Origin of the sequence: Legionella spiritensis (genome assembly GCF_900186965.1) — a bacterium.
GTDB lineage: Bacteria > Pseudomonadota > Gammaproteobacteria > Legionellales > Legionellaceae > Legionella_C > Legionella_C spiritensis.
Window position 1 is genome coordinate 662,969 of sequence record NZ_LT906457.1, and the last position, 13,958, is coordinate 676,926.

Genomic DNA, 13,958 nt, shown 5'->3' on the forward strand with positions numbered 1-13,958 from the left:
AGTTGCCTTGTTTTCGATCGGAAAAAAATTGGTTCACAGAGCCTGGAGGTCGTCGTCATGAGATGATTGGGCTGTAAATTGAGGATGACAACCTCTAACCTGTTTCGAGAAAGAATCGACGTTTTATTATTCCGAATGCCGGTATTTTGCCCGATTTGTCGGGCTGCTCGGTCGTTAAAGGGTGTTACACCACTTCCACTTCTTCAGCCTGCAGGCCTTTAGCACCCTGGGTTGCTTTAAACAGAACCGGTGTACCTTCCTGTAAAGTTTTAAAGCCCTGGCTGAGAATAGCGCTAAAATGAACAAAGTAATCGCGACCTTCAGCCTCAATGAAGCCAAAGCCTTTATCGTCTTTAAACCACTTGACGGTTCCCCGGATTTTTTCTGACATGATGTTTCGTTCCCTGTTAATAATCGCATAGTGTAGCTGATTTTAAAAAAAGCGAAAACCATATAAAGACATTGAAGATAGTGCCTGAAGGAAGTGTGCCTGGGTTTTGGTGGCTGGACATTTTTTATTAGTGTCAAGACTGTTTTTTTATTTCTTTTCTGATAATCTTACAGGGCATAAAGCATAATCCTCTCCAATCCACAATCTGTGGATATTTTTTTTAAACACCCTGATTTTTTTTCAATGATTCTATTTGTTTCAGTGCGATAATCCAGAGCTGGCCTGGCCTTCAAGGTTGTTTTCTGAATCAGGGGTAAAAATCGGTTATCCACAAATTCTGTGGATAACCTTGTGTATACGCTGTCAAACCCGTTGATTTGTCTAGGAGTTTCAGGAGTGTTCACGAGTCGTTCAGGGTGACTCCCGGTTTCAAGTGTTTGAACGGGCAAATGGATTGTCTGATTTTTACACTTAATGGGCAGGTCAAATACTAAATGAATAGGGGGGTAACTATTGCAATACCTTTAAGATCTCATGGCATCTGGCGTTGTTTACGCGAAGCTGTTGATATGAAAATCTGCAGTAGTTCAAAAAAGCAATAACCATCAGCCAAAATAAAGTGAAGGTGATACCGTAATAGAACGATGCCTGCTGCAATGTGGTCCAACCAAACAAATGTTCTGTAAGAAACTGTCTTAAATTGATCAAATCCCCGGCAGATGTTTTCAGAAACAAAAGCGCTTGGGTTTTTAAAAAAATAACATGAATAATAAACGCGGTCATAGCGTTAGTGCCAAATATTTCAAATGGCTTAAACCATTTTTGCCAACGCTTGATTTCAACCAGCCAATAACAAAAGGTAAAAACAATCAGTGCTAATCCTGCTGTCCACAATACATAGGAACTGGTCCATAATATTTTATTGATTGGAAATGCCATGCCCCAAACCCATCCAGTGATCATAGCGGCGATACCTGCGCTGCCCATACCAATAAGATGTGTTTTGTAATGCTGGCCTGACAATAACCACGCACCCAGAAGATTGCCAAGTAATGCTGTGGCAATAGCTGGAAACGTACTAATTATTCCTTCAGGATCAAGCCCCCCATGATATAAATGTTTTGCGGGAATAAGTAATCCGTCGATATAAGCCGCAAAATTACCCTCATAAGCAAGATTGCCGGCACCAAACCCCGGGACTGGTATTAATGTCATGGCCAACCAGTATACAATCAATAAGGCAACTATAATGATGGCCTGAGTTCTTATACGAGTGGTCAGGAATAATAGCGATGAAAAGAAATAACAAATGGCGATACGTTGTAATACACCAAAGATGCGAATAGTATCCGGATCAAAATGATTAGGATAGGCATTAAGCAATAAACCGATCATAAAAAGGAACGCCGTTCGTTTGGCCGTTTTATGGATTAACCGGCTTGTATTGAAACCCTTGGCACGTAATGCCGTAATTGAGAGCGCGACGGAAACGCCAACGATAAAAATAAAGAAAGGAAAGACAACGTCAGCCAGTGTGCAACCATTCCATGACGAATGGGCAAGCCAACGATAACCATGGTTATCATCGAGGCTATTGACCAGAATCATCAATGCCACAGTAAGTCCACGAAAAACATCAATGGATAATAACCTTGTCGAGGTTCTTTTCATAAAAATCAGCGCTTCAACGTTTGTTTGAAGGTTACAATATGTTGATACGCATCCTCTATCCGGCTTTGGCTTATTTCGCCTGACATAACTTTAGACTCGATGATATCAATCACCTGTTTGGGATCTTGTGGTTTTTCCGATAATTGATTACCGAAAATAAGCATATCAACACCGGCATTGATTGCCAAGGTGACTGACTGTGCAAGCTTGTAATGGTCACTGATGGCTTTCATTTGCATATCGTCGGTAATAATGACACCCTCAAATGATAATTGCTCACGTAAAACACCGGTCAGCATTTTATAGGATAATGTAGCCGGCAAACCGGAGTCATCCAGCTGACGGTTGACAATGTGTGCGGTCATGACCATACCACAATGTTGCTGATCTTCCAGTAAAGATAGATAAGGGAACAGTTCCTTGTTATCCCAGGTATTACTGACATCAACAAAACTTACATGAGAATCAGTGGTTGAGCTGCCGTGGCCCGGGAAATGTTTATAGGCACATTGGATGCCATGGTTTAAAAAGGACGTTGAAAAAACGGCAGCATAATTGGCAACTGTTGCAGGATCTTCGGAAAAACTTCTTTTCTTTTTGCCAATAACCGGATTTTCCGGATTGACATCCACATCCAGTATCGGTGCAAAATCCAGATTAAATCCGGCATCCTGTAATGTATTAGCCATGGTTTCAGCAGCATGTCTGGCCTCGATCAATGATTTTTTACCAATTTCTGCAGCAGGTATTGTGGCCGGGAAACCGTAGTCTTCTCGTAAACGGGTGACTTGTCCGCCTTCATAGTCAATAGAGATAAGGAGCGGTAGCTCTGGCCGATGATGACTGGCATTGGCCTTTTGAGCCGCATGTTGCAAGTCTTCATTAAGTTTTTTTACCTGAACCGGGTTGTCAATATTTCTATCAAATTTATGAGTTTGATAGTCGTAATCGAATAAAATGACACCCCCGATATTTTCATTATTGATAGCTTTAACAACAGGAGAATGGTTATCAATTTCCTTGCCATTAAATCCAATGATTAGCATTTGACCGATCTTGTCTCGCAAACTTGCATTGTTTGCATGAGCCATTTCCCCATAAAGAATACCCGGCAACATTGCCAGAAGAACCAAATATCTCATGCTTCACCATATGAAAAAATAGGCAAATAATAGCAAAAAGTTACCATATGATCAATATTAAATCAAATGCGGGGGTGTACGCTTAAATCCATACCATAAGCCAATAAATCATGTGCCATAACCTCGCCATGCTGTTTTTCCAGACACCCCGGTATCTCATCCTGTGCTAAATTTAAAAGATACCTTATCAAGGGATGTATCTATGCCAACACTATTGTTAACTGGTTTTGAACCTTACGGAACCACTCCTGTTAATCCTGCAGAGCAGGTTGCCAGAACATTGCATGGTGAGGTGATTTCAAATATTGAAGTTATTTCGACGATTGTGCCTAATACGTTCTTTAAATCAATAGACCATGTTAAAAAGCTAATACGGGAGCAAAACGTCGATTACGTGCTTATGATGGGAGAATATACAGGACGAGCCATGGTTACGTTTGAACGGTTTGCACACAGGATCATAGATTCATCCCGCTACCAGTTATCTGATAATGAAGGAGTGAGTTTTGACAATCAGGAAACGGTAGAGGATGGCCCTGTTGCATACCAAAGCAATTTGCCACTTAAAGCAATGGTTGAGACATTGCGTCGTAATGCCATACCCGCGGACATTTCAGACACGGCAGGAACCTTTGTCTGCAATCACTTGTTTTATGGCATTTTGCATGAGATTGTGGTCAATAATATGCCCATCAAAGCTGGGTGGGCTCATTTGCCTATGCTGCCGGGTACGGCCGCTCTGCAAGAAAATCTGGGAATGCCCAGTATGTCTGTGGAAACTTCTGCATCAGCAATTAGATTTGCCATTCAAGCTATCGCTGAAAATCCTGTAGACATCAAACAAAGCCTGGCTGCAGGGTTACAAATTTGATGCGGCCCCGACCTATATCATACAGTTACACAAATGTAACTATCAAAATAAATCCCCGGGATTTGAGTTGGGATTAAATGAAAAAGATAAGTGCACAGAACCTAATCAAATTTTTTCCAATATTTATGTCCCCAGTGCCTTATTAACTTATAGGAAGCGGGCATACGTTAGAGGGACTCAGATTTTCCTGTACGGCGTCATAATTGACAGAAACCAAAGTACCATCATTACGGGTAATCGTAATTTTGTACATGGTATCCACATTGGGTATCGGGCTCGGAATATCGTTGGGATTACCTCCTGCTGCTTCATAAACCCGTTTGGCCAAATCCGGTAACTGGCCAGGTTCCCAGGCTACAGCCAATGTCCTGTCAGCAAAAAATTGTGAACTGAGCAAGAAAGTGGCCATGGACAAATTATCTTCATAACCAAAAAGGGTATACAAGGGATGGTCTTGGGCGATAGCAGCCGGTTCCAGCGTCATCATCCCGCTGAGGTAGTCATAGAGTTGACTACCCATGACAAAACGGTTGAGCGCCGGGGCCGGGGCAAAAAACGCGTAAATGCTATCGCCGAGAGCCGCGGCGTCTAACGTATTGATTAATCCCAGGGCACGGTTTAAACCCTGGCAACTTAATTGCGCACTGGCTTGTGGCTCCGCGGCGGGAATGAAATAGATAATTTCCGTCTCGTTTGCGATATTCCTGTCAGCGGCCGGAGGTTTTTCGCGGGATTTCTTAAACGCCAGGGGAGCCGAACCAGGACAAGTCGTGCTTAAACCGGATGACAGATTCTCATATTGATGGGAAAAGGACACAGCAGCGTTTCCATCATACCAGACAATGGTTAATACATATAAGCTGTCAAAATCATTTTGCGCCCAGGTTGGGATAACATTGGGATTGGCTCCAAGAAGGGTCATGATTTTCCGTGTGATGGCCACAATATTATTATGTTCCCAAGCCACAAAAATTCGTGACGTATGATAGGGAGAGGAAATCAGTTCGGCGGCCAGAGAATCGTCGTCATCAAAATTCAAAGCCGTGTCAACCGGCATACCGTATTGGATAGCCGTGGGTTCAATCGTCGCCAGCGGTCGAACATAACTATAGGGAGCATCGCCCCCATCTCCGATAGAGCCGGCAGTATTAGGTGCGAAAATATAATCGGGCTTTCCAAATTTGTTATTGAGCACCTGGGGTAAAGCCAAAGCACGATTTAATCCCTGACACGTTAACTGGCCTTTTCCCGAAGCGGGGGGCAGCGGTTTTTCAGCGTGACGCATAAAAATTATCGTTTGGGGCTCTATGGTACGTTTTTCAATATCCCATTGCTGAGCCGGCGTAGCGCAATATACGGGATGATTTATCGTGTTACATATGGTCGGCCCCCCCTTAATCGATCCTGTCATGTTGTCGGCATTGATTTCAAACTGCAACGTACAGCTTTCCTGAGCCCCCAGATTAAAAGGAGACTGGCATATCCCCGCTCCCCCGGAAGTGATTTGTTGCACGCCATTAGGTAGTTGGATCACCCCATTATTATTCAGGGGAAAGGGCGTATTATTTTTCACTTGATAGACCGCTGTCGCAGTTTGGCCACTGACAACGACTGCCGGCGGCAGCACGACGGGTGTAATGCTGAATACTGATGTGGCAGCCGACAGGGAGGCGCTTAAATACAGACCGCTGCAACAGGATAGAATAATGAGCAGGTTTCGTTTCATAATTTAGACCACAAAGGATAATTGAATTCGTATTTCATGGCTGTCAGCCTGTGACAGGGACAAGGATTGACCGGTTTCCTGCACCGGACTTGGATTTAGAGAAAAATCTCCCAGACGTACGTATTGATAGCCCGCTCCAAGCCGCAGAAAACGGCATAATGCCACCTCCAGCCCGGCTCCTGCACTATAGGTAAACGACGTCTGGCGGTTATCGGCAAAGGCGACCATAGGCATCGCTTCTGAAAAAAGGGGTTTTTCTTCATAGGAGTACGCTTTATTGCGGGATATCCCCAGACTGCCGGAAAGGTAGGGATGAATGATCTGTTTCAAAGTGGTTAGCACCTTCCCTTCCACGACCAGGCGCTCGCTTTGAATACGGTAGTTATAATTCAGGTTGGCAAACTCCGGAAGACCGAATTGCCAAATGGTTCCTCCCACGTTTGTAGCGGCATCCAGATAACCTCCAAGCCCTATTTGAAGTCCCCAATAAGGCGTTTTCCAGTACTCTTTGCCGACAAAAAGCCCGCCCATGATTACGGAACGTCGTGATGAACTGGCCGTATAATAATTAGCGAAAGGGGGTAACAAGACCACGGATTGCGCCTCGCCTGCTTTTATGCGGTCGTATCCCAACGATAAGGTAATGACGTTGTTTCGTGAGAAAGTACCCTTGGACTGCTCTGAAGGTAAGCCGGAATTACTAAATGAAAGTTGATAAACAAATAAGGTGATAAAAATCGCTACCAGGCGAGATACATATGACATCACAAAAAATCCTTTTACCTATACGGACCGTTTCCAGTCTTGACGCTGCGGTTATTATGTCCCAAAGAGCAGGCTCGCAGCAACTGCAAAAAGCCAATCTCCGACCACTATCTTTTATCTATTGGTTTTTGGATGGTCTTGCGGCTTTATACCGTATACGATTTGGTAGTTGCCTTCAGGGGACTGGAATCGATTCGCAACGGTGGGAAAAACAACCAGGCAAGTTATTCGGCCTCAATGTTTATGGTTCACGTATATTGTTTGATATTGAGCTGCGTACAATCGAAAAGAAAATAGCCAAAGGAATAACATAAAAGGACTCAAAGCGCTTAAGCGAACTCTCGGCATGGCCACCTTGCCCGGTATTTTTGTCATGTACAAAGGGAAATTCACTCGGTAGTTAATTATATGTAAATTATATGATAATATTCCGCGACTTAATGATAGCTAGGGCGTGTCCTCATTCTGTTTCACGACTAAAACCTGTACTAATTTGCTCAAATTACAGTTTGAATTCGTCAAATAGGACTGGCTATTCTCCTCATTCAATCTGCAATTTGCGCTAAATTATCCCAACTTTTAGCTCGCGAAACAGAATGAGGACACGCCCTAGTACCTGATCCATTTCGTTTTGACCGGTTGTGATATACAAATGGTTTTAAAATTGTCTACGTGTCGCGACTTGTTCGCGGCATCCAGGCGTGTGTAGTTTGGAACTTTGAACCACTGGTTCCCGCGCATCAATTGCGGGACGCAGGCGTTTTTTAAGAATTAAAACCATGCAAAACGAAATGAAAACAGTACTAATACCTCGTTGGAGTGAGGGATTTTTTAGCTAAGGGATCGATTACCCTTTTGCTATCTACAGGGAGTATGTATCTTTATGAAAAAACTAATTCCTTTTGCTATTTTTAGTAGCATCATGATTCCTTTTTATCCTGTAATGGCAGGTGAAATGGGAGCCGTCAAGGAAAAAAAATTTGTAGTTTATGTTCCTGATTTACCATCTTCAAATACGTTTACCGCAGGCGCTCTTTTTTTGCGTCCCGGCGAAAGCAATGATTATGCCGTTTTAGTAAATCCATTTAATCCGAATGTGGCCGCACCTATTTTATCGCCAAGTTGGGAACCAAAGGGAATTAACCCCAATTTCAGCGCCGGTTTTTTGCTGAATTTCCGCCATGTTTTTCCTGATTCAGGGAGTGACGTCAATGTCTACTGGGCACATTTAAACACATCGGATAAAGAAACATTTCCAGTCAACAGAAATGCGCCTCCCGCGCAACAAATGACGGGTCCCTTCTGGAATATTGGTCCGGATGCCGGCACCACCAGTGCTGCAAATGGCCAATTGAAAAACCGCTATGACGTACTGCATGTCGAAATAGGCAAACATGTAAATTTCGATCCAAACCTGGAAAGCCGATTTTTCGCAGGGATTAGTGGTTTGTGGCTGCAGAACAAGATAATAGCCAATTTTTCCGGGACAGATCCGATTCTCGGCCCCTATCGATTCGGGATAACGACTAGCTCGAAGTACAACGCTGCAGGTTTTCGTCTCGGTATGGACGGGGAGTATCATGGATGGTTCAATATAAATGTCGTAGGATTGTTAGCAGGGGATCTGTTCGTTGGTAGTCAACAACCCGCCACAAACACCGTCGGTTCCGGTAGTGTTTTGGCCGCTGCCGGTATCCCTGAAAATCATCAATCGATATCACATAAGAGTTTCACTCAAGTGGTTCCGGCGGTGGATGCGAAATTGGGACTTAAATATTCCCGGCAATATTCAAAAGATAAATTGTTTGCAATAGAAGCGGGTTACATGGCCTCGATTTATGTAAACGCCGTTCAAAATTATGTGACATCAACCTATGTTCCCGGTTCTCTCGGAATCGTTACCGGTTCGGTTTTTCTGCAAAGCCTAATCAAGACAACCAACAGTTTTTCGGTTGACGGACCTTATGTAACCGCGTCTGTAAAAATATAAGTGCACGGAATCCAGGGAGGGCTTCCTCTTGGTCATACAGCGGAATTGATAATAATTTTATTGTAAACCTCCCTTTGTTAGCGCCAGTTATAATTACCACGTAATGTTTAATTAATAATCAAGCTATATAATTTATATAAATATATTGGTTGTGGTTTTAATAAATGACTAGAGAAGTATTGGAAAAATGGTTGCAAACCAAGAAAAAATGGGAAGATATCTTTTCTTTGAGAGTACCAAGGCCTGAGGATTTACTGGATTTAATGGATGATTGGTCCAGTTTCAGACAATTGTCTATAGGCCTATTTAATGGAACAGCAAAAATACATGGAAGCGATATATTCTTTCTCGATGCCAGAGAATTTTTACAATCGGCATGCAAGTTTTTTGATGTTCCACCAGAAGAAAAAAACTTACCGCTGGTGAGAAATTTGCAAGAAAAGCTGATTGAGGCATCAACAAAAGTTCACGGTAAGTCTGCCCTTTCTGTAGAAATGTTTAAAGATAGATTTCCTAAAGCTGTAAATGCAGCAATTATTCTAAAACAGCAACGAAGAGAAGAAGAAGCCAGATTACGGCAAGAAAAAAGAAAGCAAGAGATAAATGTTCAAGTGGAACAGGATCCATTCTTTACAGCTTTACGTGGTATTCAGGAAAAAATTGAAGGTGAAATAAATAGAATTAACCTTAAGAATCCCAATGATGATCGCCTGACACACCTGAATAAAGTGCATGGCCTTATGCAAATTCAAGCCGACACCGCTAAAGAAAATTGTAAAAATGATTATTTAAACAACAGGGGAAGCAATCAGGAAAATATTAAGTCGGAATGTAAGGATGAAATGACAAAAATTATCAAAACCCACTTAATAGACAATAATGCCTTGGATATGAGTTGGCGTCAGAAAATTGGAAGAGTAATTTTAAACGTGATTATCGCGCTTCCCGTAAAATTATATAGTAAATATTCGAATGCTTCTGATAGCAACCTGTTTTTTAAATTTAACACTCAGTCAAAAACAAATATTGAGCAAATTCAAGAGGATATTGAAAATATTGACACCACTGTGAAGAAAAATAAATAAAATCAGACATGCTATACTTGCCGTATGGTTTGAGCAATCCTTCTGCAGGAAGATTGTCGAAAATTTTTCATGGAATACTGTTGGTTGTATGAGACCCCCCCTGAAAATAAAGGTAAATCAGGAAAGGGTAGAAGCTCTAAAACAACTTTGACACGGAAACAATGATGAATCATTATCAACCGACGATCACCGGATTACGAGCTTACAAACAAATCGAGCTGAATGGCGAAAAAAATCTTCAATTTTTTCTTGATAAACACAGCACCAAAGAGGGTACCTGGGGGCACTTGACCGTGCATGAAGGTACCATTGAGTTTGTTTTTCTGGACGGGCATGGCAATGAGCTGTTTTATCATACATTAAACCCGAAATCCCCGTCACTGGTGATCCCCCCTGCAACATGGCACAAAATTGCGTCAACCAGCTCCGAATTCAAAGCCACCTTGCAGTTTTTCTGTCAGGCACATCGCTATCTTGAAAAAAAATATCGCCTGGCGCCTCTCCACCATGACTTATGGTACGTCCATCAAACCTATCTGCGTGAACGGGAGAACATGTCTATTCTGGATATTGGCTGTGGCTCGGGACGAAACCCATTGTATTTCGCCTTGACAGGACACAACATTATCGGCGTGGACAAGAATGAGGGTGCTATTGAGAGTATTCGCCATATCGCAGAACAAGAGCACTTGGTGAATATTGCAATCCATGCTCATGATTTGAATCAACCGCTTCCAATCAAAGAGATATCGTTTGATTTTATTTATTCCACTGTTGCCCTGCAGTTTTTAAACCCGTCCAGCATTCAGCCGCTATTGATAAAACTGCAATCGTTAACGTCAACAGGAGGAATACATTGTCTGGTTTTCCCCATCAAATCGGAGTTATATACCTATCCCGAACGTTTTACCTATCTGGCAGAAACAAATGAGTTGTATCATTTTTATCAAGACAGCGGCTGGTCTATTCTGGAATACAGGGAAAAGCCGGGGCAACTGCATAAATTGGATGAAAGCGGCAAGCCCAAACAAGGTGTTTTTGGTTTGCTTCTTGCTCAAAAACAAGGCTACGGCTTATGACTTCCAGCAAAAAAATTATCAGAATTTGCAGAGTCTATGAGCCTCCCGGATCCCGGGATGGATTATGGTTTTTAGTAGACAGATTATGGCCGCGCGGCTTAAAGAAAGATGCACTTCCTTTCGATGCCTGGTTAAAGGAAATTGCACCGAGTCCGGAACTACGAAAATGGTTTCATCATGACCCTGATAAATGGCTGGATTTTGCAAGTCGATATATCGATGAACTTCAAAATAAGCCTGAATTAATTGAAGACGTACTGAAGAAAGCAGATAGCTCGGAAATCGTATTGTTTTATGCCGCAAAAGATAAACAATACAACCATGCGCAAATATTAAAGGCTGTTCTTGAGTCCTGGCCGAAATCACCGGGGTTCACAGAGCCTGGGTCTTCTCATCAATAAGAAGCAGCTTTTTTAGATCGACTCGATTGTCCACAATGTCGGCCAGAGTGTATTCTTTTAAAACGTCAATGAATTTTTCTTTTGCTTCAAATAAGATACGTTTTAACTTGCAAACAGGCGCGATACGGCAATTTGCTTTCTCCTTATTGAAGCAGGGCACCAAATCAAAATTCGGTTCCAGCTTGATAACCAGTTCCCCCAGATTAATCTCTGAAGGGTGTTGCGCCATCGCAATACCGCCGCTTTTGCCTCGAGTTGTTTTGATAATACCCATCTTTGATAAATTATGAATAATTTTTACCAAATGATTGGATGAAATAGTATAAGCATTGGCAATATCGTTAATGGTGCATATCTCTTTGCGAAGCGCAACATATATCAACGCCCTAAGGGAATAATCGGTAAACTGGGTTAACTGCATGGGTTATTTCTCAAATTCATTTCTTGACGGGTATTATTTCCCATTATAAGATGTATTTCAAATATATCTTTAAGGAGTATGCCATGCCTGAGTCATTATTTGATCGTTTGGGTGGTCAAAATGCCGTCAATACTGCTGTTGATATCTTTTATCGCAAAATGTTAACGGACGATAGAGTCCGTGATTTTTTTGACGATGTGGATATGGAGCAACAAATCCTGAAACAAAAAGGCTTCCTGACCATGGTTTTGGGAGGGCCAAATAACTACAAGGGCAAAGATATGCGGGAGGGTCATCGTCATTTGGTCAAACGTGGACTAAATGATACCCATGTGGATATTGTGATTGAACACCTGGGGGAAACCTTGCGGGAATTGGGCGCTAACGAGGGCGATATTCAGAAAGTGGCCGCCATTGCCAATAGTGTGCGCGAGGACGTGTTAGACAGGTGAGACTATGACGGAGCTTCGTTACAATGACCAAATCCTCCATTCCATGGAGGATGAATCGGTGCTGGATTGTCTATTGCGGCATGGTATTGATTACCCTCACGCCTGTCGCTCAGGTATTTGCCAGGCTTGTTTGATGAAAACAACAAACGCCACCGTCGAATCAACATGGCAGGAAGGATTACCCGATATATTAAAGTCTCAGGGATATTTTCTTGCCTGCCAGGCGAAACCTGCCACCGGCATTTATCTGAAAAATCCCGATGTTGCAGAGTGTAATCAACAAGCCGTGATCACTGAAATGACCAGCCTGACTCATAATGTTATTAGAGTAAGGCTATTAGCAGAGAAGCTGCAAGACTGGATACCGGGACAATATTTAAACCTCGTGAATCCGGACGGCCTGTCGCGCAGTTATTCCATCGCCAACATTCCAGCTAAAGAAGGTTATATTGAGCTTCATATCAAGCTGAAAGAGGGCGGTGAGATGAGTCAGTGGATTCGGAAAAAAGCATCCGTCGATACAACGGTTCATATGCGAGGGCCTTTTGGCAAGTGTTGCTATATGAACCCGGAAAAATTATCGTTTGATATGCTTTTAGTTGGCACCGGTACCGGATTAGCTCCCTTATTGGCTATCGTCAAAACTGCTTTGGACGAGCAGCATGAAGGAAAAATTACCTTAATCCATGGCGGTTGTCATGACAATGACATCTATTACGCCAGGGAATTGGAAACGTTGGCATCGCTCTATGAGCATTTTGAATACGTTCCCTGTGTTTTAAAAACAAACGGGAAGTATCCGGAGGCCAATATTTTCGATAAAACGCGATACTACCTGGGCCATGACATTAAAAATATACGGGTTTATGTCTGCGGACCAAAAGAAACAATAAATAAATTAAAAACAAACGTGTTTCTCGCAGGCGTCCCGTCGGCCAGAATATATAGTGATTCGTTTTTTTGAGATCCCAAAATGGCCGGGATCCGGTTTATAAATTTATTGGCTGATGTTAAAAAGAGGCAAGATATTGGTCGAGGTAGAATTGAGAGCCGTTATCCTTTCGGTTTGTCACCATCCCTGGTGGGTCTCAATTTCTCCTCGTAGATTCATCATAGCAAAATCAGGTGGCTTTGGAAGTTCTGAATGGCTTAATATGATGTAAGATATTTCTTCGGTCAGTATCTTTATTATATAATCGGAACCAGCCCAATGACACGAGCGGGCGCTTCCGTTGCGTCTTGTATTTTCATTGGCAGAGTGAGAATCCAGCTGCCCGTAACTGGAAGTTTCCTGGCATTTGTAACATTTTCAATGAGATATTTGCCTCTGGATAAAAAAAGATGATGCACAGGAAATCCTGATAGTGGTACGTCGGGAGAAAGGGTATCAATACCTAAGGCGGCAATGTTACGTTCAAGTAGCAATTGAGCCGCATCGGAATGAACGGATGGAAACTGCAGATTGTTGCGATACCGCTCCGGGTTTTGCCAATATTTTTCCCAACCGGTATGGAAAATTACAACACTGTCTTGAGCAATTTTTCCATGTTGCTTTTCAAAGGCTGATATATCTTCAGCTGTGGCCAGGTAATGCTCGTGTGCTTTGGCGCTGACATCAATTACAAACGCCTGTGCCAATAAATGATGGCTCCTGATCCCGAGCTTCTCAATGGTAATATCTTTATTGGCGTTGCAGTGGGCCGGCGAATCAATGTGCGTACCTGTACCGGCAGGCAATGAAAGGTGTTGAACCCTGAATTTGACTTCAGAATCACAATCCTGATAGTCAAGGGTATTTTGGATTGCAAAGCCGCAGTCCAAATCCCAGCAAGGGCTATCAACCGCCAGAGTATGGGTGAGATCTATAATATTAAATGGAAAGGTCATGGTTCTTTGTTCTTTTTATTTTTTCAGGATTGTTGAAATTATGTTTACACGGCCTGACAGAAGAATAAACAAGTCAT

Annotated in this window: 15 protein-coding genes; 8 read left to right on the plus strand and 7 right to left on the minus strand. The window is 42.6% G+C overall.

Annotated features, from left to right (window positions below):
• Positions 1–184: 184 nt before the first annotated feature.
• From CKW05_RS03085 to CKW05_RS03100, 3 genes are all read right to left on the minus strand, one after another.
• Positions 185–391 (minus strand): cold-shock protein, encoded by a 207-nt coding sequence (locus CKW05_RS03085; RefSeq protein ID WP_095140550.1) that lies wholly within the window; start codon positions 389–391, stop codon positions 185–187.
• A gap of 510 nt (positions 392–901) precedes the next feature.
• Positions 902–2,062 (minus strand): acyltransferase family protein, encoded by a 1,161-nt coding sequence (locus tag CKW05_RS03095; protein WP_058484362.1) that lies wholly within the window; start codon positions 2,060–2,062, stop codon positions 902–904.
• 5 nt (positions 2,063–2,067) lie between these two features.
• Positions 2,068–3,204: a glycoside hydrolase family 3 N-terminal domain-containing protein gene (locus tag CKW05_RS03100; RefSeq protein ID WP_058484361.1), complete on the minus strand. Its 1,137-nt coding sequence runs from the start codon at positions 3,202–3,204 to the stop codon at positions 2,068–2,070.
• 163 nt (positions 3,205–3,367) lie between these two features.
• Between CKW05_RS03100 and pcp the strand changes: the two genes are divergently transcribed.
• A complete protein-coding gene (gene pcp, locus CKW05_RS03105) occupies positions 3,368–4,075 on the plus strand; it encodes a pyroglutamyl-peptidase I (RefSeq protein WP_197697350.1) in 708 nt (235 codons plus the stop codon).
• Positions 4,076–4,217: 142 nt separating this feature from the next.
• On the opposite strand, the gene CKW05_RS03110 is transcribed toward pcp, so the two are convergent.
• Both CKW05_RS03110 and CKW05_RS03115 read right to left on the minus strand, forming a co-directional pair.
• Positions 4,218–5,801, minus strand: a complete 1,584-nt coding sequence (locus CKW05_RS03110) for a hypothetical protein (RefSeq protein WP_058484359.1) — start codon at positions 5,799–5,801, stop codon at positions 4,218–4,220.
• A 3-nt stretch (positions 5,802–5,804) separates the two neighbouring features.
• Positions 5,805–6,566: an outer membrane protein gene (locus CKW05_RS03115; protein ID WP_095140552.1), complete on the minus strand. Its 762-nt coding sequence runs from the start codon at positions 6,564–6,566 to the stop codon at positions 5,805–5,807.
• Here CKW05_RS03115 and CKW05_RS03120 point away from each other — a divergent pair.
• From CKW05_RS03120 to CKW05_RS03140, 5 genes are all read left to right on the plus strand, one after another.
• Complete coding sequence (locus CKW05_RS03120) at positions 6,560–6,880, plus strand: hypothetical protein (RefSeq protein ID WP_058484357.1); 321 nt, start codon at positions 6,560–6,562, stop codon at positions 6,878–6,880. The two genes, CKW05_RS03115 and CKW05_RS03120, sit on opposite strands and share 7 nt — an antisense overlap.
• Before the next feature lie 569 nt (positions 6,881–7,449).
• Positions 7,450–8,556, plus strand: a complete 1,107-nt coding sequence (locus tag CKW05_RS03125) for an Lpg1974 family pore-forming outer membrane protein (RefSeq protein WP_058484356.1) — start codon at positions 7,450–7,452, stop codon at positions 8,554–8,556.
• A 164-nt stretch (positions 8,557–8,720) separates the two neighbouring features.
• Positions 8,721–9,641, plus strand: coding sequence for a hypothetical protein (locus tag CKW05_RS03130; protein WP_058484355.1), 921 nt, complete (start codon positions 8,721–8,723; stop codon positions 9,639–9,641).
• 161 nt (positions 9,642–9,802) lie between these two features.
• On the plus strand, positions 9,803–10,720 hold the full coding sequence (locus CKW05_RS03135) for a methyltransferase domain-containing protein (RefSeq protein ID WP_058484354.1): 918 nt from the start codon (positions 9,803–9,805) through the stop codon (positions 10,718–10,720).
• On the plus strand, positions 10,717–11,121 hold the full coding sequence (locus CKW05_RS03140; RefSeq protein ID WP_058484353.1) for a DUF488 domain-containing protein: 405 nt from the start codon (positions 10,717–10,719) through the stop codon (positions 11,119–11,121). The genes CKW05_RS03135 and CKW05_RS03140 overlap by 4 nt, the downstream gene beginning before the upstream one ends.
• On the opposite strand, the gene CKW05_RS03145 is transcribed toward CKW05_RS03140, so the two are convergent.
• Positions 11,093–11,542: an Rrf2 family transcriptional regulator gene (locus tag CKW05_RS03145; protein WP_058484352.1), complete on the minus strand. Its 450-nt coding sequence runs from the start codon at positions 11,540–11,542 to the stop codon at positions 11,093–11,095. The two genes, CKW05_RS03140 and CKW05_RS03145, sit on opposite strands and share 29 nt — an antisense overlap.
• A gap of 83 nt (positions 11,543–11,625) precedes the next feature.
• On the opposite strand from CKW05_RS03145, the gene CKW05_RS03150 reads away from it, so the two are divergent.
• Together CKW05_RS03150 and CKW05_RS03155 are read left to right on the plus strand one after the other, a co-directional pair.
• Positions 11,626–11,994, plus strand: coding sequence for a group I truncated hemoglobin (locus CKW05_RS03150; RefSeq protein ID WP_058484351.1), 369 nt, complete (start codon positions 11,626–11,628; stop codon positions 11,992–11,994).
• Between the two features lie 4 nt (positions 11,995–11,998).
• Positions 11,999–12,958 carry an FAD-binding oxidoreductase gene (locus tag CKW05_RS03155; protein ID WP_058484350.1) on the plus strand — a complete coding sequence of 320 codons (960 nt, stop codon included), beginning with the start codon at positions 11,999–12,001 and terminating at the stop codon, positions 12,956–12,958.
• A gap of 224 nt (positions 12,959–13,182) precedes the next feature.
• Here the strand turns inward: CKW05_RS03155 and CKW05_RS03160 are convergent, their stop codons facing one another.
• Positions 13,183–13,881 (minus strand): cyclase family protein, encoded by a 699-nt coding sequence (locus CKW05_RS03160; protein ID WP_058484349.1) that lies wholly within the window; start codon positions 13,879–13,881, stop codon positions 13,183–13,185.
• Positions 13,882–13,958: the final 77 nt, after the last annotated feature.